The sequence below is a fragment of the Acinetobacter sp. CFCC 11171 genome (genome assembly GCF_003268405.1).
GTDB classification, from domain to species: domain Bacteria; phylum Pseudomonadota; class Gammaproteobacteria; order Pseudomonadales; family Moraxellaceae; genus Acinetobacter; species Acinetobacter amyesii.
In genome coordinates this window covers 39960-60347 of sequence record NZ_LQXP01000005.1, presented here as the reverse complement: position 1 = coordinate 60347, position 20388 = coordinate 39960, and the positions used below count along the sequence as shown (strand labels likewise).

Here is a 20388-nt window from a genome sequence, read left to right as displayed (position 1 = left end):
ATAAAATTCAATGATTTTCCACTAGCTTAAATCACGTAAATGTCAAAAAAGCCCACATTTACATGCAGGCTTTTACATAATCCACTGAAAAGTTCAGCTTAAGGTGCAGGATTTGGCTGCTGGCGATGAATATCTTCAATCCCTTTTAAAATGTCTTCTGATAAATTCACATCAAAAGCATCAATATTTTCTTTCAACTGATCTAGATTCGTCGCACCAATAATTGTACTGGTGACAAAGAATTGCTGCTTAATAAATGCAAGTGCTAACTGTGTCAACGTTAAACCATGCTGTTCAGCCAATTGTGCATATTGTTCTGTTGCCCATTCACTCTCCGCATTTGAATAGCGGCTAAAGCGTGAAAATAGTGTCACTCGAGCATTGGCAGGACGTGCACCATGACGGAATTTACCTGTTAGATAACCAAATGCTAAAGGTGAATATGCCAATAAGCCCACGCCTTCGTAATGTGCAATTTCAGATAAACCGATTTCATAAGTACGATTCAACAAACTATATGGATTTTGCACACTGACAATTTTTTCTAAACCATGCTTTTCTGCAAGTTGTAGGAATTTCAACGTTCCCCATGGCGTTTCATTAGATAGTCCAATTGAGCGAATTCGACCTTTTTTCACCTCATGACTTAAAGCAACTAATGTTTCTTCTAAATTGGTAATAGTTTGCGTACTGTTTGCTTCGGCATTGCCATAACCCAATTTACCGAAAAAGTTGGTTGGACGTTGCGGCCAATGCAACTGGTATAAGTCAAGATAATCTGTTTGTAAGCGCAGAAGAGAATGATCCAGTGCAGACTCAATTTCCGAAGCAATAAATTTAGTTTGCCCGTCACGAATATGACTACCGCCTTGTGACGGTCCTGCAATTTTTGAAGCTAAGATTATTTTATCGCGGCCACCGCGAGCTGCAATCCAGTTACCTATAATAGTTTCAGTCGAACCTTGGGTTTCAGGTTTCGGCGGGACAGGATACATTTCTGCAGTATCCCAAAAGTTAAGACCACGCTCTAAAGCATAATCCAGTTGCTCGAAAGCTTCTGCTTGGGTGTTTTGTTCACCAAACGTCATGGTGCCTAAACAAATTTCTGGAACTAATATGCCTGTATGTGCCAATGGTTTAAATTGCATGCCACAAATTCCCTCTTTATTTTAAATATCAATATATAAGTCACGAAGTAGCTTACATAAGATATCGGCTTTGTTTAAATCATAATTTTCTGTTTATTTGTCAAAAAATGTGAGAAAGGTTGCTTCCGCTATAATAGTGAGAAATGAATGGACATAAAAAAAGCAAACCCCTGAGTTTGCTTTTTTTAGATTCGGAAGACTGATTATTCTTCGTCGTCGAAATCGTCAGAAGCCAATTGGCTTTTCTCTTCAAGCGATGCATCAAAAATTAGAATCGCTTTACCATCAGTTTCAATCATGCCTTGCTCTTCAAGTGTTTTTAGAACACGACCAACCATTTCACGGGAACAACCCACGATACGACCAATCTCTTGACGAGTAATACGAATCTGACGACCATTCGGCAAAATCATTGCCTCTGGTTGTGAAGATAAATCAATTAAGCAACGTGCAATTCGACCTGATACGTCAATAAACGCAAGGTCAGTTACTTTACGCGTCGTATTTTTAAGACGGCGTACAAGCTGTGCAAATACCGCATAACTTAAGTCTGGGTATTGTTTACTTAATTCATGAAAGTTTTCATAGGTAATCTCAGCAATTTCACATACATCTCGCGTACGCACTTCTGCAGTACGCTGTGCATTTGCTTCGAATAGACCCATTTCCCCAAAAAAGTCACCCGCATTTAAGTACGCAACCACAATTTCACGCTCATCATCTTCGCGTAAAATGATAGATACTGAACCCTTAAGAATTAAATACAAAGATTTAGATTCTGAGCCCGCATCAATGATTGTTGTACGTTTTGGGTAACGATTAATATATGCACGTTTTAATAATGCCTTCACCGACTCAGGTAACTGCCCCGGAGATAGCGCATCTGTGCTAAGTTGTGAAAAGTTTGAAGTCATGCTAACAGTTTCCGAATATGGATAATTTATAGATCGCACAAGACCTAAAGTGAACTTGTCACACGTAAGAGTTGAAATTCCTTATCAACTCAATTTATGTTAGTGTACAGGTACTGCGTAAATTTATAGCTTTTTTTAGGGACTTGCAATGCAAACTAGTGTTCATTGGCTAGAGAATGTTGCTTTTGAAGCAAAAACTCAAAGTGGTCACACTGTTATGATGGATGGATCACAAGAATATGGCGGTGAAAACCGTGGTCCGCGCCCAATGGAACTGATTTTAACAGGACTTGGTGGTTGTGCATCTTTCGATATTGTGACGATTTTAAAGAAAGCACGCCAAGACATTACTGATGTTCGTTGTGAATTAAATGCAGAACGTGCCGACACTATTCCTGCTGTATTCACTAAAATTCATTTGCACTTTGTAGTCACTGGTCATGGCGTGAAGGAAAAGCAAGTTGCAAAAGCGGTTGAACTTTCTGCTGAAAAATACTGTTCTGCTAGTAAAATGCTGATGGATGGTGGTGTAGAAATTACCCATGACTTCGAAATTTTAGAAACTGAAGATGCATAATTTATTTGTTCAATTAAGAGCCGCATAGAATGCGGCTTTTTTGTTTCAAATAATCCGCTATAGCATACATTGTATGAAGCACTACTATATAGTCATTAATGCAGAAATATGAGCCAAAGAAGTAGCGAATATACCAAGGAAAACGAATAGCCAATCGAACAATGACCATATGGACTGGTATTTATATAAAATCAGGCATTTAGTTGAAAATATGTTTTGTAGATTAAAGCAATTTAGAGGAATAGCTACTCGATATGACAAGCTCAAAAGGAATTATCAAAGTTCTGTTGCTTTAGCCTGTATATTTTTATGGCTACCTTTATAGGGTTAATTATGAACAGTAAATGTCAACAGACCCTAATAATTTCAGATAAAAAAAAGCAGAATCATTTTGATTCTGCTTTTTGAATTTGGTAGGTATATCCAATACCAAACAGATTACTAAACACTTGATTTAAATGCAAAAAATAAATAAAAGATCACAGTGATACACAATATGATACAAAAAAATTAACAGTAAGCTCTATAAAACATACCTCATGCGTTAATATAAATATAGCCCTTAAAATGTAAGCATATTAATATTTACAATCATGAATTAATATGAATTTTTTGAATATTAAATGGTTTTTGACTCAAACCTACTCTTTTGAATCTAAAGCGTAAGTATGCCGATATATCGTCCTCATGAGAGGATAAAAATAATTGTCTATCTTTTAACTCACATCGTAATAAATCACTCAAAGAAGCAATATTTATATCATCTAAAGATTGAGCAGGATCATCAATAAGAATGAATGGAGAATTAGCATAAACTCTATTAAGCGAAAGAAAGAATGCTAAACTTAATGCTGAAAGCTGTCCAGAACTCATCGCCAATGTAGCATCATGAGCAGATTGTTCAGCTGTACAGAAGCGCAAACGATCACCATCCCCTTCATCAATAAAAATTCCTAAGCCACGCTGATAGTTTTGTATTAACCTCCCACTATAAATATGGAAAGTTAATTCAATTTCTGAAATAATTTTCTTAGAATATGCATTTTCTAAATTACTCAGCTTTGATTTAAGATCATTTATTTTTGACTTTAAGCGACTGCTAGCATTTATAACTTTATCAATCTGTAAAATTTCAGTATTAATCTTATAAATCTGACCACTATTAAATTCATTTTTTTTAATTTTATAATAGTTAAATTTATTAATAATAATAGTTTTATTTAATAACAAAACATCATCTAATTTCTCAAATGATTTTAAAAAAGTGCTTAAACATTTATCAAAAGAGCTTGTGTCAACTTCTTTCTTCAATGAATTTACAGATAAAATCAGATTATTATATCTTTGCTCAATCACAGAACTTGTATTTGTAAAATCATATTCACCACCATCTATTTGGTTGTTTTTCAACCAATAAATAATTGTATTAAGTGAAGAAAAAATACCTTTGTTTAGCTCCAACTCTTTAAATAGATCATTATTAAAGTTAAAATTATCTATAGTTTTTTGAATTTTCTCTTTTTCCACATTAATTATTATTTTCTGTTGCTCCTCCAATGACTCAATTTCTTTTAAAGCTTCATTATTACCTGAATTAATAATATTTGTTTTAAGATCTAAAGCTGAAATTAGAAGATCATAATTATCAAAATCAGAATTACATAATAAGCATTTGGTTTCAGATGAATGCGAGTGTAAGTCTATTAACTTTTGTCGTGCTACATTAATTTCTAAAATTTCCTTACTATTCAATGAAATAGTTTTTCTCCTTTCAATAATTATATTATTTTTTTTAAAAAACAAATCCATATCAAAAGATATTATATTTTTTACTTCATCTAGCATTTCTTTTTTTATTTCTATTAAGTCTTCACTTAAGTAATTTATTGCTTTCTGCAACTCCACTATATAATTATGAGTTAATTTCAAGTCTTCATATTCATGTATGTACTTGCCAATTTTAGTAATAATTTTAAGGTTAGATGAATATTTTTCAATGAAATTATCAATTTTTTTATTATTAATATTTATCGTTAATTTTCCATGGTCTTCAAAAACCTCCAACAAGTTTAAGAAAATTTTATCAACTTCATCTACTATAGCTGCATTCTGAAAAAAATTAAAATTCTCTAAATCCCACAATGGAGTTTCTTTACTAGTCGATAATTTTTTATATAAAATCTCAGAATCCAAATTTAAATCTAACATATGAATTTCTTTAACTTTATCTAATAGATCTATTTTCCTTTCCTTAAACTTACCAACAGTAATCTTTCGTGTAATTTTTCTTTCTATATCACTACAACTTTTAATAACATTTGAGATTTCATCAGTATTAAGTAATTTTTTTATACTATCTTTTCTTTCTTTAATGCTTTTTGAGTAAATGAATTGATTTTGACCTTGCTCCAGATAATTTACAACATTATAATTGTCAAAAAAATTATCATCTAATTTTTCTTCAAGATAACCTTGTGAAATTTCATTCACATAATTATTATCATCAAAACTATTCATCAAAAACAATTTAAAAATATTAAAATTATTTGCTTTATTATTCTGTATTACTTTCAAATCATCAACAAATGCTTTTCTTGAGAAAACAAATACCTCATTATTATCTAAATTAATCAACTCTATTTTAATTAAAATATCTTCTTCGCGAAGCTTATTATTCCAAAATAGATTATCAGCGTAATTTCTTTGAGCCGATAACATTATTCCATTACACAGCCTATTTATTCTTTCAATTTTCCCTGTAAATACAAGTTCTAATGCATCATAAATGGTAGTCTTACCAAAACCATTTGGACCCTCCAATGTTAATAATGTTGAACAATCAAAATTAAGAATTATCTTTTCAAAAGCTTTAAAGTTTCTAATTTCTAACCTATTAATCTTCCATTTCATTCTTAATCATCTCCTCAATCAAAAAATCAAAATCAGTGTCTTCATCAATATTCTTTAAATTATCAAATATAAACTCTGCACCTAATTCACTAACTAAATTCTGAACCTGTAAATTTATTGGAACTATTTCCTGTTTTGTCTTGGGCATCTCTAAAAAAGGTAATTTAATAAATATTCTTGCAATAAAACTATATAAACTAGGACTTAATGGATTCTTCTTATACTCCCCAAATGCTTGAGAATTACTCAAAACATTTTTTATTTCATCAAAACTCATATTCTCTATTAGATCAACTTCTTGATTCATAAAATATAAAACATATTTTTTGAAAAAAAATGCATCTTCCTCAGTTTCAAAGACATCTTTTTCAATTTTTTTAAATTCAGATAAATTTTCAAGGCATAAGAAAACTATCAAATCTGTATTTTTAGAGAAAGCAGCTAACTCCTTTAAATATTCTGGTGTGTTATTCAAAACATACTCATTAATAGACGAAGCAGCATGTAAACTTTCAACACTATAACAAATTATATATCGCTTATAATCACCTTGCTCTTTTTTAAAAAATATTAGGCTATCATTTTTAAAAACTTCATCAAAACCATCTAACTTCAATGCTTCATTTATAACGTCATTTAACATTTATTTCACTCTCTGCCATACTTACTGATATTACCCTCAATGAATACGGTTTCACAATATGGTGTATATTATTATTTTCATCTTCAACATCCATAATATTTTCCATACTCAGAATCTGAAGATCTCCATCAATTTCCGATGCAATAAGGTTATTATATTCAAATACTAAATTTGATAAATTTGGATTATTGCTTATATTTTCTCTCAGCTGTGCAATAAACATATCTGCTCGTATTCTTTTACTTGCTTTTATTTTTAGAGCTGTTGGTAAATACTTATTAATTAGATCATTACAATAGTGGGGAATATCTTTCAATAAAGGAGCAACACCAAATTCAAGAAAAATATCTAAATAATCATGAACATGATCATAGTCTAAAATATAATTCTCCTTGTGCGGTTGAATAGAATCATTAATTGTCACATGATCTAAATCTTTATTTTCACATATAAACTTTAAAATACACGTTAATATATAAATTTGATCTGTAGTGTAATCCTCATTATATAAATACAAATAGTTTTCTATAATATTACATAAGTTTTTTTTAAACCTTAAAGCAACATACTCTTTATCTAAAAGAAACATTTGCGGTTGATTCAAAATATCAACAATTTCCTCACTATTAATTCTATTATAATAAGCAACTTCATTTTGAGTCATACCAGAATGAATTTTTGAATGATTAAATAAAATTTTTCTAGAAATTAACTCAGATAGTAATGTTAACTTTTCTAATATGATATTCTCAGTGGCATCAAGTGAATTTAAATTTAAATATTCTTCCAATATTTTACTTAACCTAACATCAATTTCAGAGAGTGTGCAAAATTTTTGATTATCATATTCATAAAAATTTACGATCTTTTTATTAGAATTTACATAGTCACTAAAATCATCTAATTTATTAGCGACATGAAAAAACCTTTTTGTATTTGCATTACAATCTTTTTGAACATTCGAAGCTTGTTCTAATGCATCTATATAACTACTTCTATTTTCAGATTTTTTTGCTTTAACTTGATGCGTAGATATCGCAACCCCATTAAAATATATTGCAAAATCGTCAGTACTATCTAACTGTAATTCAAAATTATTTATTACTTTTTTTTCAAATTCTCCGTCAACAATTAATTTTAACGAATGCAATAGTGCTATCTTACCTTGATATAAAAACCCACCCCAAGATGAAATTGCGCTATGTGGCAATAAATTATTAGCCATATACTAAACCTATAATTTCATAAAATTTCAAAAATAATAAATCTTATATTATGATTATTTGAAAGTTAATAAACTTCCAAACCATAACAGATATCAAAATCCCATTAAGAAATTCTTAAAAAACTTCATAAGCACACTTAACGTAACTATATATTTTTCAACACATTCATAATTATGCACTAGTATACCTTAGCTTTAAATCTGTACAACTTTAAAATTATCGTTTATCTATACTCAAAAAATAATAAAATTAAATGATAAATAAACTATCATTAGACTATACAATTTAATCAAATGATAGTATTATCATAATACCTGAAAAATTATAGATAAATGATAAATGACTACTAGAATTTATGTACGTGCAAGTACAAAAGACCAAGATGCAGAAAGAGCTTTAGATGATTTGCGAATGTTTGCTAAATCCATTAAAGGTGATGTTAACGAATATATAGAGAATGAATCAGGTACAAAATTAGATAGACCTATTTTAAATCAACTATTAGATGAATCAAAGCACGGCGATACGTTACTGGTTGAGAGTGTCGATCGCCTATCTAGACTTTCCCAAACTGACTTTGATGTTTTGAAAGGACGTATAAAAGAAAAGGGCTTAAAGCTCGTTGTAGCTGATTTACCGACTACACACATGCTATTTAGTTCAAACGATACCATTACAAGCTCTATTCTAAATCTAGTAAACAGCATGCTTATAGATTTGTTAGCTACTATGGCTAGATTGGACAATGACAAACGTAGAGAACGTATAATGCAAGGCTTGGTGAGAAGTGGATACAAACCAAGTGGGAAAAAAGCGGATACAGAAAAACATGCTAGAATTAGAGAGTTAGCTAAGAAAGAGCTTACAAAAGAAGAAATAGCTAAAGCTGTTGGTTGTGGTATTGCTACTGTATATAGAGTATTGAAAGATGTTAAGTAAAAATAAAAAATTTGATTTAGCTACAACCCTGATAATTATTTACTTAGCTTTACTTACTATATCTATAGCTCTATATGCTCTTATACAAATTTATGTAGAAGATAAAGGTACAGCAACAAATCTAATGATATGGTCAGCTACACTGTTTCCAACAATAGCATTGCTATATACATTTAATACATGGAGAAAGCAAAAAGGTAGTGAAGTTTTATCTAAATTATCAGAAATTCTTTTTTTTGAAATAAAAGAGTTTTTTGATATTAGTAAAAAAATTATGGAAGAACACAGAGATGATATATTAGACAAAGTGCTAAATAATATAGAGATACCAAAGTCTAAGTCGGATACTGAATTAACAAATAATTTGAACTTACAATTTGAAAATATAATCCATAAGGTATACTTAATTTATAAATACACAAATAACAATGATATAAAAAAATATGTTAATGAATTTAATGATTCTTATATAGAGTATACAACATTTAGAAAAAATATATATTTTGGGATGAAAATTATTGAAAAAACTGAAACAACACTTAAATCAGTTGCAATAGATAAAAACAATAAAGATGACTATCTTAATCATAGAGATGAACTTTCTAAACTATATGTAAATTTAAATAAATCTGCTTCTAATTTATCTGAAGAAATATTTAAATATATATTTCATATTGATGATAAAAGTGCATAGCCACACCAGAGCTTGTAAATTATTTTGTGTAAGCTAGATTTTTTAATCGCTTACCGAACTAAATCGTAAATTACCGCTAATGTTGGTAGAGCCTCATTCCTTAAAAGCGAATCCAATATTGTTGATAATATTACTATTTACTTAAAATCAAGCCCTGATAATAGTGTGTTTACATAGATTTACAAGCATAAACAAACACTTATGAAATATGCAAAAGCAAGATTTTATCAATCTTGCTTTTTTAAAAAGTGGCTATTATAAAGAAAAATTATTTACGAATATATTCAGGAAAAGCCTTTAATAAATCAGTACACATTACTGATTTACCTCTTTCAGACTCATTTCGATCAAACTCAGCCATACCAAATTTTAAGACTTCTAAACCTCTTTCTTGACCTAATTCGTGCTCAAAACATTTCCTTGAGTCATCAATGAGCTCTTGATTATATTGACTATAACCACATTGAAACTGTGCCCTGCTTAATAAACCATGTAGAGAAACAACTTGTTCACAATACGTTGGTTGTTTGCCGTTTGCAGGCTTTAATGCTTCTTTTGCGAAAACAGTGCTACCTAAAAAAAGTAAAATAAGAATTATAATATTCTTCAATTAACTACACTCCATATAAAATACTAAACAATTAATTCATCTTTATGCTTAATTTTGAGGACCAAACATATAACTGCCAAAATTTGTCTTTACTTCTATTTCTTGAACCATTTGAGCATCACAACCACCTATTGATAATGCTACATATTCACCAAATTTTAAGCTTGATGGAAGTTGCTTTTCTCGCGCATAGCTAGAAAGACCACATTGATTCCCTCTATTTAAAACTACATCATATACAACAACTTCCTCATCAGCTCGACCTTGAACTACAATGTCATATGCAACCTTATCGTAAAGTGATGTATTAAATTCATTAACACCGAATCTTACAGCGATTGGTTGACCATCGCCCTGTTGATTAACTGTATTAACATCGTTTTCTTCACTCGTCCCTTCATCTCTAAAATCTGCGCTATTTTCCCATTCCGAACGCTCTTCATCAACTTTCCCTGAAACACTGTCTATGGAATTCTCATTCAGAACATTTTCAGATTTCTCGCTATTTTCGATCATAGATTTATTTGTAAGGTCATACTTATTTAAAAATTTTCCACCAACGACCATTACAAAAACAATTGTCGATAACATCGTAAACCATGACTTAAAACTTCCTCCTACTTCATTCTTAACATATCCCGTCTTGATAAAGCTTTTCATATCTTCACTGAATAATAATATGAGTACATAAATATCAATTAATATTGAATACAAATATAGAAGAAATTGGAATGTAGAGTAACTTTCAGTGAATAAAGATAATCCATATGAAGCTATTCCAATAATAATTAAAAAAATTAATATAATTCTTGCTAGTTTTTTACGCTTGTATAGAAAGTAAATTAATATTAGGAATAACACACTAATGAAAATTTCTGCTATCAGTAGGACAAGTATTGATTGATCTTGAACTAAATTAGCCCCAACAGCAGCATCTAGAAGAGATATAAGAAAGGAAAAAAATATTGATACAAAAGTCAGCGTTAATATTTTCTGAATGAATAATGGACTATTCTTAAACATTTCACCCTCATAATTTAGATAAATACAAAATTTAATTTAACTTGATAATTTTTATAAATAAAAACCAACTATAACAATATTTTACAGAATAAAAAATACCAACAAAACTTAACTAAAGTTTATATTTTTACGTAACTTATATCAATAGTTACGTGAGTTTCAACTGAATTTACTATTTTGGAGAGATGAAAAATGATGATGAAAAAGCCTTGTTTGCAAAACGCTTAGTACTGGCTATGCAATCTAAAGGTTATGAAGCTAAAGCCTCTATATTAGAAAGAGAGTTTAATTTGAACTACTCTGGCAAACCCATGACCTTACACGGCGTTCGTAAATGGTTGATCGGTGAGGCAATTCCTTCTGGAGATAAATTACTCGCATTAGCAAAATGGTTAGAGATACCGCCTGAAGAGTTAATCCTCAATAAAAATATTCAAACGGCTATTCAACAACGTGATGCTCGATGGAAACAAGAACTCGGCTATAAAGATAAAGAAGTATTTGAAGGATACACTCAACTTTCATCATCGCATAAAAAAATTATAAGAGACATGATCATTGCTTTATTAGATAATAAATAATATACAAATATTTATAACTCATACAAAAGAAGTAAGATTTTCTTGATCTTACTTCTTAAAGTATAAGTACAAAAACTGTATATTAATATTAATAATTATAATATTTTACGAACTCTCAATTTTGTTTTGCCACCAGAGCTCTATTGCACTTACATCAAAATAAACAGCTGCTTGTCTAGTCGTGCCGTCTTTTATCGGTCTTGGAAACGTTTCATCTTCAATCATTAATTTTCTTAATTTATCAGCTTTTATTGATAATAAATAACATACATCTTTTTTTGTAATTCTAATTTTTTTCATTATTATTCTCACTACTTATTAGCTAAATTTTTTTATATCAATATTATATTTCTTTAAAAACTCTTTACTTTTCTTATGAATAACAGATCTAGAATAAGTATTCTCTATATCGCCATTGATCAAACAATTATAGAATCTTCTATCTATAGCATCTGTTATATCGTTATTTGAATTTTTAATTACTAGTTCAGGAATATAAGTTTTATCTAATTTTTTATTAAAAAAATCATTGATATAACGTGTATCTAACCATTGATGCGCAAATTGTAAGTTCCATTCATTCAATTGTTTAGATTTAATTCTTATTTCTTGACGAATCATAAGGTCAGCTAAAGCTTTTAGTTCTAAGCTAGTTTTAGATCTTTTAAAATTATCTTTAATTTCTCGACCCTTATGATAATTACAAATATGCCAACGCTTAGAAGTAAAACCAAAGTAAATACCGTTCTCAAATACAGTTTTCTTCTGATTTGGATATGTAGCTATATTCTTAAGATTAGATAAATACTCAATAGCATTCTGCTTGCTATCAAAAATCATATCTCTTTTTATATCAACTTTGAAAAGTCTAAAATGACCGAGACGAATAGTTTCTAATTGTTCTTCAGTTGGATTTACTAGATTTAAATTTTTCAGTTTTTCAATGGTTTGTAAAACTAATTCTATTAAACTTTCACAACCAGTAACATTGTGACCATATAACCACTTATAAAAATTACCAGTGATCTTTAATTTAGAATTACTTTCATCTATAGATGATAATGATTGCAATGTAATAACACTATCAAATTCGGATATTATTTTTTTTGGGCGATACGTAACTCTTGATTCTTCAAAATTATATTTTTCATCACTAAAGATCTGGTAGCAAGATGCAACTTTTTCTGGCGTGTGATTAATATCAATTACAATTTCAATATAATCTATTTCTACTTTATTTTTTTTCATGATTTATTCTCACTATTAAATGTTAAAAAAATAGTGATAGGGATTTGATTTTTAATTTATTTAAAATTTTAAAAAATAAGATAAGGTATCATAATGACACAATTGTACTATTAATATAATTATAATTAGTTCTTTATAAACTACAATTTACTTCATATACATTCAATGCTCTTAATACTTTAATTTAACTCACTATCACTTCGTTGTGGCGTATAATAAATGCGAATTATATTTTTGTCAAATTTTACAAAAATAACAATAACTTAAAAGGTCAAAATTAAATTAAAATATTTAAACTTAATAACAAAGTTGTGATACCCCCTTTCAAGATATTAACAAAGTTTAATTAGAGGACACAAATTTTAAAATCAACTTCGACAAGGTGCGTACAATTATTGATCACCCCAAATGATCATTCAAAGTATTTTTTATCTTCAATATAATACCATCCTCTTGTACTAGATAATTTTCAGGAAAACGTAAAGCTACAAGTTTATTAGAAAATTCTCTCTGATGCTGACGATCTTCATATCGCTTACCAACTGAATAATCTATGCAAAAAACATTTTTTTTAGCCCCAAACCAATGAAGAGGGTCTATATGCTGAAAAAGATCATTCTTTTTTTCTCTCTTGTTAAAGTTACGCCAATAATGTCCAACTACAACAGGAATATCACTTTCATATTGATCCCACCATTTCAAACGTTTTACCATTCTCCATTTACCTCCAGCAAAAAATACGTCATCTGCAAACGCCTCTGTTCCTGAAGTAACTACCTTAACTGGATTATTCATCTGCTCAACAACATGTTTATGAGCTAGATTTTTGAGAAACGGGACTTTAGAGTAAATATCCTTTAATTGAAACTCATAACCTAATTCTTCTTTTCTAGCCTTTTGAGCAATGTCTGACTTTGTTAAATGTTCTTCAATTCGTTTTGTGAATAGATCATATGCTTCTTTTACTGATTTTGATTTGTCTTTCATCAATGAAGCAATAGATGCATTATCCCAACATGCATGAACTACCCTTATTTTTTCAGACTCTAAAACAAGTGGTAGAGTACTTAAAAATCGAATTATCATTTCCCTGTCATGTAAAGATGCTTCTTTAGAATTAAATTTTTTGTCATCATCTTCATGCGGTGAACCAAAAAACCAACCGTTTCCTTCACGTTTTGAATGAATTAGTATATTTAATTCATGATTCCCTAATACACATTGAGCATTACCATTGTCTACTAAATGCTTAACTAACTTTATAACAGCAACACTATCAAGCCCTCTATCACATAAATCACCAACAAAAATTAATTTTCTATTTTCATTATGATTTCCATCTCTATCATAACCAAGTATTTGTATTAAATTTTGTAACGCATCTATTTCGCCGTGAATATCACCAATAATATCTATAGGTGCATCATAAATTCTTTGTATAAATATATTTTTCATTTGTAATACTTATTCCAAATTTTGTGATTTACCAATCAAAAACATATGCTCCATTAAAAATAAGCTTATAACATGATTTTTGATAATCAATCATATTTAAAACAACTTTACCAAACCCTTCAAAAAAGTTAGTAAATTCACTCTCATTATCTAATAAAAAAATTTTAGGAAACTGATAAAAAATTAACTCTTGATTAATTGTTGTAATATCAGGATAAAATAAACCATATGCAGACCAATTTTTTATTGCTTGTTCCAACACTACAGTGTTTTCACCTATATGTTCTGCCATAATTAAATCAGGATTAAATGCTTCAATTGTCTCATCATAATCATTGTCTAATCCCACTTTACATTCTTTAAATATAGGCTGATCTGAATTCAACTCTAATAAAGATAATAACTTCACGAACCTTTCCTCTCTTTATTATGAAAAGATGATACAGGTTATACATTATTCAAACTATCACTTACTGTAGTATGCTAATAAATTTACATTTTCTTTAATCAAATTTTTAGTACAAGTTCATCAATATAATCTGCCCACCATTGCATCATTTCAACACGCTCTTCAAAATGAGAACCTTTATCATAGATACCTTTAACACCTTTTTTCATGTGTGCTAAACATGCTTCAACAACCTGTTCTTTATCGCTAAATTTATTATTTAGTGCAGTACTCGCAATGTGCCTAAAACCATGCGGATTTTGTCGACCTTTATAGCCCATTCGATTCAAAGCCATATTAAATGTATTATCTGATATTGGCTCACTCAGGCTATTTCTACCTGCAAACAACAAATCAGACTCCATCTGATAATTTTCTAGCTCTTTCAATAATTCAATTGCTTGTCTAGATAATGGAACACAATGAGTCACTCCTTTTTTCATGATCTCAGCAGGTTTAATCCAAATAGCCTTTTCTAAATCAAATTGAGACCATGTCGCGAATCTCAATTCAACTGGACGAGGAAATAATAAAACCATTAATTCCAAACCAATTGCTAATTTACGTTGATGATGATTCCTAATGTCGACAACTAATTGTGGGAATTCACTCATCTCTACAAATTTCATATTACCGCCAACTTTTTTATCTAAATGCTTAGTCATTCCTTCAATTGGATTGAAATGTATTTTTGCTTGAAATTTTGCCCAATCATATGCATTACGACAGTATGATGTTAACTTTTCAACTTGAGTATGAATTCTTAAGTTGCGTTGTAACCCTTGGAAGAAATCAAACCATTCTTTAGGTGTAATTTCAGAGAAATCTCTCTCTCCAAACTCTGGAATGATATGTCTATTGATAGATTTTTGTGCCTTATCAAATGTTTCTTTACCCCAAGAAGCTTTTTTAGTATCGAGCCATTCACTCATTAAAATATTAAATTTTCTATGAGCAATTTCTTGCTTCATTTTTTTTATGTGTTTGCGTGTTTCTAAAATTTCTCCGTTCGCTAATTTCTCTAATAATTCACTAGCTTTACGTCTAGCTGCCGCACCACTTACACTTGGATATGCACCCAATCCTTTCCACGACCAGACCCCTTTTTCATTTTGATATCTTAATTGCCAAGACTTTTTGCCTGTCTTTTGAACCATAAAATAAAGCGAACGAGTATCAATTTCTCTATAATCTCTGTCTTCGGGTTCTAAATTAGCCAAAGTAGTATCAGACAGTGGTCTTTTTTTAATAGCATCTCTCTTCATTATCTCTTGTATCATGAGTTAGATTTAATTAAATGATACACTATGTGATACATAATTTACAGTAGTATAGCTCTTCATATACCGTTATAAAAAGCAATAAAAAAGCCCTAAAACATTGTAGTTTAGGGCTTTTTTATTTATACATCGAAATGTAACGACATATAAATTTAATATATTGGTAGGTATAAGCAGACTCGAACTGCTGACCTCTACGATGTCAACGTAGCGCTCTAACCAACTGAGCTATACACCTGAAGTTCAAGCATCATATTCATTTTTATTTTTTATGACAAGCCCTTTTCTGACTTTTTTAAACTTTGCGTACAAGTTTTAAGCAAAGCCTTAAAATATTGAATATCATGAGAACTTAGCGCGGTACCTACATAAATTTCCTGCTCAAATAACGTAATAACTTGTTCAAATGCCGCCCTTTCCTGTTCAGGTACATTTTCAGCCAAACGTTGTAACCAATGCCTAAAACTTTCTGAAGCCACTTTTTGCTGGCTCAAGGGTAAATTCTTAGCAAACTTGGCAATTTCTCTTTCAAGAGAGCTTAGGCTTTTTCTTTTTTTCCACAAAATCCATATAAAATATAATGCTACAATGCCACCAATACCCAATATAAGAATTAAACCACCTGCATAAGCAGAATTTACCCCGAGCTTTTTAAACCATTGTTGCTGTGATTCAGCATTATAACCCACCACCTTGCTTTGCCATTGGTAACTCACATAATCACTCCATACACGGACTTTTTTCAACATCGAAAATTGCTGATAGGCCCAAGTCGACTGCTGGCTCCCAAAAATTGTCCGATCTTGTTCCATATAATCCTGCATCCCCCCATCGATACGCTGCGGTGCGATCATGGCCGTCGGATCAATACGACGCCAATGTTGATTGATATAAACCTCTGTCCACGCATGTGCATCGAGTTGACGAACTTCCCAACTTTTTCCATCTGGTGCTAATTGACCACCTTGATATCCCACGACAATACGCGACGGTACGCCAACATAGCGCATCAACATTGCAAAACTTGAAGCAAAATGTTCGCAAAAGCCCTGTCTTGATCCAAATAAAAAATCATCTATCCGATTTTGCCCCAATACACCTGGGCTTAAGGTATATGCAAAGCGATTTTGTTTATACCATTGCAAAACTTCGGCAATATAACGCCCGGGATTTTGATGACTTCGCTGCCATAAAGTATGGGCCAATCGTTGTGATTGAACATCCAAGTGTTCAACATAGCGAGTGTTTAATTTATCAAGTAAAGCCACATTTTTTATTTGTGGCGGTTCTGCACTTCCTAACCATGTCAGTTGTATCGGCTCCGTACGCGCCGATAATCGGTAGGGTGTAATTCGACCATCTTGACCTAATGCAAAACGTGCTTCATTGGGAACGGATTGCTCCAACGACATAATCCACATCACACTTGGGTCGGCAGCCAAATATTGATAATTCAATGTCCGCTTCGGTTTTAAATCTTCAGGTTTCAGCTGTATAACGTTCTGGTTAAAAAAATGACTGGTCCATTTAGAACCATTATATTCATCTAATGCCATCGCCCGCCAATACAGCTCTGTACGTGGTGGCAAGGCTTGAATGTCACCGATTATACGAAATGCCAAGCTACTCGACTGTGATAACTCAGAAATATCGCCCGGAGACATGCTGTCACTGATCCCTGTTGTGGCTTTATTTTCAGGAATAGGAATGTGCCATAGCGGTGGTAGGCGTGGAAAAAAGAGAAACAGTAAAATAAAAAATGGAACAGCTAAGGCAATAAATTTTCCCACATGCCCAATATCTTGTTTAATCGCTTGTATTTCACCGCCAGAGTTTTGGCTAAAACCAACGGTCTGTAAACGGAATAATCCAATAAAGCAGCTCAACAACGCCAACAAAATGACCAATGCCATGGCAAAAGACTGGCTAAACAAAAAACTACTGGCAATCACAAACATGGCAAAGTTAAATAAAATAATTACATCACGACGTGTTTTTGTTTCTAAAGATTTAGCAAATAAAAATATACTAAGTACTGTAACCCCTGCATCAACACCAATAAATGTTTTATGACTTATGTAAATGCTGAATAAAGCTATCAATGTCAGCACATAGGTTAAAATTTTAGAAAATGGTTTTTTACTGGCGCGGGTATTGTGTAATAAAATAAGCCAAATGACTAAAAATACTAATGATGTCACCACTGGTATATAAAGCATTTGCGCAATGAGCACCAAAGCTAAAGTGAGTAGTATGGAGCGGCGTATGGTATTTTCAATCATCAATTAAGCCTGCGCCAATAACCGTTTAGCTTCGGAAAAATGCAGTGCTCCAGTGCCTGATGCTAACTCAGCATTAGGTAAATACAGTGCATATTGATCGTAATTTTGCTCAGCCTGCTCGACCAAACCCATCATAAGGCTAAGTTTTTCTTCATGACTTTGAGCTGGCATATAGTGATAATGAATCTCCAATTTCTTTAGATCTTCATATTGTTCAAAGACTTTCACATATAAGCCTTGTCCTCGTGCTGCTTGTTTCCAAGACACCGCATGAAGTGAATCCCCCGTCTGAAAACTCCGTAATTCGCGAAATTCATCAAGATCAGGTTCAAAGTTTTGCTGTTGTTGCTTATTTTCAACGGAATGCCAACTGGCTTGAGGTGCAACCCACGCTGGTTGCTGTACGTACAAATACGTCCAGGCCCGAACCAAACCAAAGGGATAAACACTATAAATTTGTATAGGGGGAATCTGAAAAACACCGCGTTGACTGGTTATAAAATTTAATTGAAAGCCATGCTGTTGCGTATTTAACAATAATTTATGTAGCTGATTTTCAGTTTTAATCCACAAATATCGCGCCTGTTCTACATCTTGTTTAAAGTAAATATCGACCAAAAGTAATTCACCTACTTGCGGTGTATCAACAACATTTATTTGAATCTGCAACGCATGAAGCTGTTTAAAAGTAATATAGAAACTAATACACAGTACAGCGCTAATTAAAAAGCAAAATCCTAAAATCAAGTTATTGGCATAATTCACACCTGCAATAAAGGTGATGAAAATTAACACCAAATACAAGTAGCCTTGCTGATAGATAAAGATCAAGACGTCTTTTTGAGTCAGCTGCTTGTGCTGATCAATTTTAAATCGACGTTCAATCCATTGCTGCCACATCGAAGCCAAGGTTCAACTCCTTTATTGAATCGAAACTTGTTCTAAAAGCTTAAAGGCTTCAAGATCTGACAACCCAATTCGATGAGATACCACAGCTGCAAACACCGCTTGCACATCGTCAGGATTCACATAATTTCGCTGCTCAATCAGCGCATAGGCTTGCGCAGCTTTCTTTAAGGCTAAAACACCACGCGTAGAAAGACCATGTCTCCCTTTACGTGTTTCAGCAGCAAGATCCAAAATGTAATCCATCAAACGATCACTCAGATGTATCTGCTCGACAAAGCCTTGTAGTTGTAAAATTTCTGCTTCATTAAAGATATGTACTAATGCCGCAATCAGATCATGGCGTGAAGTTTGTTGGAGTAATAATTTCTCTGCCTGACGCGATGGATAACCTAAAGACAAACGCATTAAAAATCGGTCCAACTGGGACTCAGGTAAGGCATAAGTACCACTTTGAAATAAAGGGTTTTGTGTCGCAACCACCCAAAATGGTTGAGGCAAAGCATATCGCACACCATCAACCGTCACATACCCCTCTTCCATCGCTTCCAATAAAGCACTTTGGGTCTTTGGACTACAACGGTTGATTTCATCTGCCAATAAAATTTGGGTAAAAATCGGCCCAGATTTAAACTCAAAATGATGTTCTTTTTGATTAAACATATTTACCCCAATCACATCGCTGGCCAGCATGTCATTGGTAAATTGAATCCGTTGAAACTTTAATCCCGCCAAATGTGACAAGGCGCTAGATAATGTCGTTTTTCCTAAACCAGGTAAGTCTTCAAATAGCACATGCCCGCCTGCCAATAGACAAGCTAAAGCCAATTTGGTTTGCTGATTTTTATCCAAAATAATTTGGTTAATTTGTTCGAGGAATATATTTATTTTCGGGTAAAAAGGCGCAAGGCTCTGCTCACTTAAAAGCGTTGATGTATTATTTTGTTGGCTTTTCTCTGATCCCCAAAACACCTTTTATTCCCCAATAAAAAAGTTAAATGAATGACTAACATACAGGGTTTTATTTAAAAATACAGTGTTTATCTCCAAGCCATACCCAGTTCATTACTTTTAATACATACGCTTGATATTTATTGAGTATACAAAAGGGTTGTTTTCGCTTCGACTGATCACAAATCAGCAATAAAAAAAGCGTCCCGAAGAACGCTTTTTTCTTAGATTTTTGGCTCGAGTCACTGCATTAGCAAGGACACTTCTTCATGTCACCACCAGCTGATGGATAACGTGCATCTACACAGTGACGATAAAATGTTTTTGCATCCATCGCTTCCAAATCAGGATGATGTTTTGCCATATGTTCCAAATAATTTTGGTAATCTGGCACACCCACCATCAGGCGGAAGCTTTGCTGTAAACGTTGCCATAACGTCGCAATACGTGACCAATTTTTCGGGTTCAGAATTAAATCCTTCTGCGACAGAATGGTCATTTTAATGATTTTATAAATCACCGTTTTTCCACTTTTTGCAAACTTCAGGTTCAT

The 20388-nt window shown here is 31.8% G+C and carries 20 protein-coding genes, 1 tRNA gene and 1 pseudogene; 5 read left to right on the top strand and 17 right to left on the bottom strand.

What is annotated here, in order from left to right:
• Nucleotides 1–98: 98 nt before the first annotated feature.
• Both AVJ20_RS04120 and crp read right to left on the bottom strand, forming a co-directional pair.
• A complete protein-coding gene (locus AVJ20_RS04120) occupies nucleotides 99–1148 on the bottom strand; it encodes an NADP(H)-dependent aldo-keto reductase (protein ID WP_111884249.1) in 1050 nt (349 codons plus the stop codon).
• A 203-nt stretch (nucleotides 1149–1351) separates the two neighbouring features.
• Nucleotides 1352–2062 carry a cAMP-activated global transcriptional regulator CRP gene (crp, locus tag AVJ20_RS04115; RefSeq protein ID WP_078191819.1) on the bottom strand — a complete coding sequence of 237 codons (711 nt, stop codon included), beginning with the start codon at nucleotides 2060–2062 and terminating at the stop codon, nucleotides 1352–1354.
• 148 nt (nucleotides 2063–2210) lie between these two features.
• On the opposite strand from crp, the gene AVJ20_RS04110 reads away from it, so the two are divergent.
• Together AVJ20_RS04110 and AVJ20_RS04105 are read left to right on the top strand one after the other, a co-directional pair.
• Nucleotides 2211–2639: an OsmC family protein gene (locus AVJ20_RS04110; RefSeq protein WP_078191820.1), complete on the top strand. Its 429-nt coding sequence runs from the start codon at nucleotides 2211–2213 to the stop codon at nucleotides 2637–2639.
• 124 nt (nucleotides 2640–2763) lie between these two features.
• A pseudogene (locus AVJ20_RS04105) lies at nucleotides 2764–2983 on the top strand (IS5/IS1182 family transposase); the annotation flags it as partial.
• A gap of 247 nt (nucleotides 2984–3230) precedes the next feature.
• On the opposite strand, the gene AVJ20_RS04100 reads toward AVJ20_RS04105, so the two are convergent.
• The 3 genes from AVJ20_RS04100 to AVJ20_RS04090 are packed head-to-tail and all read right to left on the bottom strand — an operon-like array spanning nucleotide 3231 to nucleotide 7417.
• Nucleotides 3231–5549, bottom strand: coding sequence for an AAA family ATPase (locus AVJ20_RS04100; RefSeq protein ID WP_111884248.1), 2319 nt, complete (start codon nucleotides 5547–5549; stop codon nucleotides 3231–3233).
• Nucleotides 5533–6192, bottom strand: coding sequence for an ABC-three component system middle component 1 (locus tag AVJ20_RS04095; protein ID WP_111884247.1), 660 nt, complete (start codon nucleotides 6190–6192; stop codon nucleotides 5533–5535). The genes AVJ20_RS04100 and AVJ20_RS04095 overlap by 17 nt, the downstream gene beginning before the upstream one ends.
• The gene (locus AVJ20_RS04090) at nucleotides 6182–7417 is read right to left on the bottom strand and encodes an ABC-three component system protein (protein ID WP_111884246.1); all 1236 of its coding nucleotides are present in this window, start codon (nucleotides 7415–7417) and stop codon (nucleotides 6182–6184) included. Before AVJ20_RS04090 ends, AVJ20_RS04095 begins: the two co-directional genes overlap by 11 nt.
• 340 nt (nucleotides 7418–7757) lie before the next feature.
• On the opposite strand from AVJ20_RS04090, the gene AVJ20_RS04085 reads away from it, so the two are divergent.
• Together AVJ20_RS04085 and AVJ20_RS18490 are read left to right on the top strand one after the other, a co-directional pair.
• The gene (locus AVJ20_RS04085) at nucleotides 7758–8357 is read left to right on the top strand and encodes a recombinase family protein (protein WP_111884245.1); all 600 of its coding nucleotides are present in this window, start codon (nucleotides 7758–7760) and stop codon (nucleotides 8355–8357) included.
• The gene (locus tag AVJ20_RS18490) at nucleotides 8347–9051 is read left to right on the top strand and encodes a hypothetical protein (RefSeq protein WP_201703681.1); all 705 of its coding nucleotides are present in this window, start codon (nucleotides 8347–8349) and stop codon (nucleotides 9049–9051) included. The genes AVJ20_RS04085 and AVJ20_RS18490 overlap by 11 nt, the downstream gene beginning before the upstream one ends.
• A gap of 268 nt (nucleotides 9052–9319) precedes the next feature.
• Here AVJ20_RS18490 and AVJ20_RS04075 read toward each other — a convergent pair whose 3' ends face one another.
• Together AVJ20_RS04075 and AVJ20_RS04070 are read right to left on the bottom strand one after the other, a co-directional pair.
• The gene (locus tag AVJ20_RS04075; RefSeq protein ID WP_111884244.1) at nucleotides 9320–9661 is read right to left on the bottom strand and encodes a hypothetical protein; all 342 of its coding nucleotides are present in this window, start codon (nucleotides 9659–9661) and stop codon (nucleotides 9320–9322) included.
• A 48-nt stretch (nucleotides 9662–9709) separates the two neighbouring features.
• Nucleotides 9710–10684, bottom strand: a complete 975-nt coding sequence (locus tag AVJ20_RS04070; protein WP_111884243.1) for a hypothetical protein — start codon at nucleotides 10682–10684, stop codon at nucleotides 9710–9712.
• Nucleotides 10685–10869: 185 nt separating this feature from the next.
• Here AVJ20_RS04070 and AVJ20_RS04065 point away from each other — a divergent pair, with 185 nt between their 5' ends.
• Nucleotides 10870–11265: an XRE family transcriptional regulator gene (locus AVJ20_RS04065; RefSeq protein ID WP_111884242.1), complete on the top strand. Its 396-nt coding sequence runs from the start codon at nucleotides 10870–10872 to the stop codon at nucleotides 11263–11265.
• 105 nt (nucleotides 11266–11370) lie between these two features.
• Here AVJ20_RS04065 and AVJ20_RS04060 read toward each other — a convergent pair whose 3' ends face one another.
• From AVJ20_RS04060 to AVJ20_RS04015, 10 genes are all read right to left on the bottom strand, one after another.
• On the bottom strand, nucleotides 11371–11565 hold the full coding sequence (locus tag AVJ20_RS04060) for a helix-turn-helix transcriptional regulator (RefSeq protein WP_111884241.1): 195 nt from the start codon (nucleotides 11563–11565) through the stop codon (nucleotides 11371–11373).
• Nucleotides 11566–11583: 18 nt separating this feature from the next.
• On the bottom strand, nucleotides 11584–12513 hold the full coding sequence (locus AVJ20_RS04055; protein WP_111884240.1) for a phage/plasmid replication protein, II/X family: 930 nt from the start codon (nucleotides 12511–12513) through the stop codon (nucleotides 11584–11586).
• Between the two features lie 399 nt (nucleotides 12514–12912).
• A complete protein-coding gene (locus AVJ20_RS04050) occupies nucleotides 12913–13968 on the bottom strand; it encodes a metallophosphoesterase (protein ID WP_111884239.1) in 1056 nt (351 codons plus the stop codon).
• A 28-nt stretch (nucleotides 13969–13996) separates the two neighbouring features.
• Nucleotides 13997–14377, bottom strand: coding sequence for a hypothetical protein (locus AVJ20_RS04045; RefSeq protein ID WP_111884238.1), 381 nt, complete (start codon nucleotides 14375–14377; stop codon nucleotides 13997–13999).
• Between the two features lie 98 nt (nucleotides 14378–14475).
• Entirely contained in the window at nucleotides 14476–15681 is a 1206-nt protein-coding gene (locus AVJ20_RS04040; protein ID WP_111884237.1) for a tyrosine-type recombinase/integrase, read from the bottom strand.
• 176 nt (nucleotides 15682–15857) lie between these two features.
• Nucleotides 15858–15934 (bottom strand) — tRNA-Val (locus AVJ20_RS04035).
• Between the two features lie 31 nt (nucleotides 15935–15965).
• Nucleotides 15966–17978, bottom strand: a complete 2013-nt coding sequence (locus AVJ20_RS04030; RefSeq protein WP_111884236.1) for a transglutaminaseTgpA domain-containing protein — start codon at nucleotides 17976–17978, stop codon at nucleotides 15966–15968.
• Between the two features lie 3 nt (nucleotides 17979–17981).
• Nucleotides 17982–18887, bottom strand: coding sequence for a DUF58 domain-containing protein (locus AVJ20_RS04025; RefSeq protein ID WP_111884235.1), 906 nt, complete (start codon nucleotides 18885–18887; stop codon nucleotides 17982–17984).
• A gap of 12 nt (nucleotides 18888–18899) precedes the next feature.
• Nucleotides 18900–19856: an AAA family ATPase gene (locus AVJ20_RS04020; RefSeq protein WP_111884234.1), complete on the bottom strand. Its 957-nt coding sequence runs from the start codon at nucleotides 19854–19856 to the stop codon at nucleotides 18900–18902.
• A gap of 229 nt (nucleotides 19857–20085) precedes the next feature.
• A complete protein-coding gene (locus AVJ20_RS04015) occupies nucleotides 20086–20388 on the bottom strand; it encodes a YbdD/YjiX family protein (RefSeq protein ID WP_111884233.1) in 303 nt (100 codons plus the stop codon).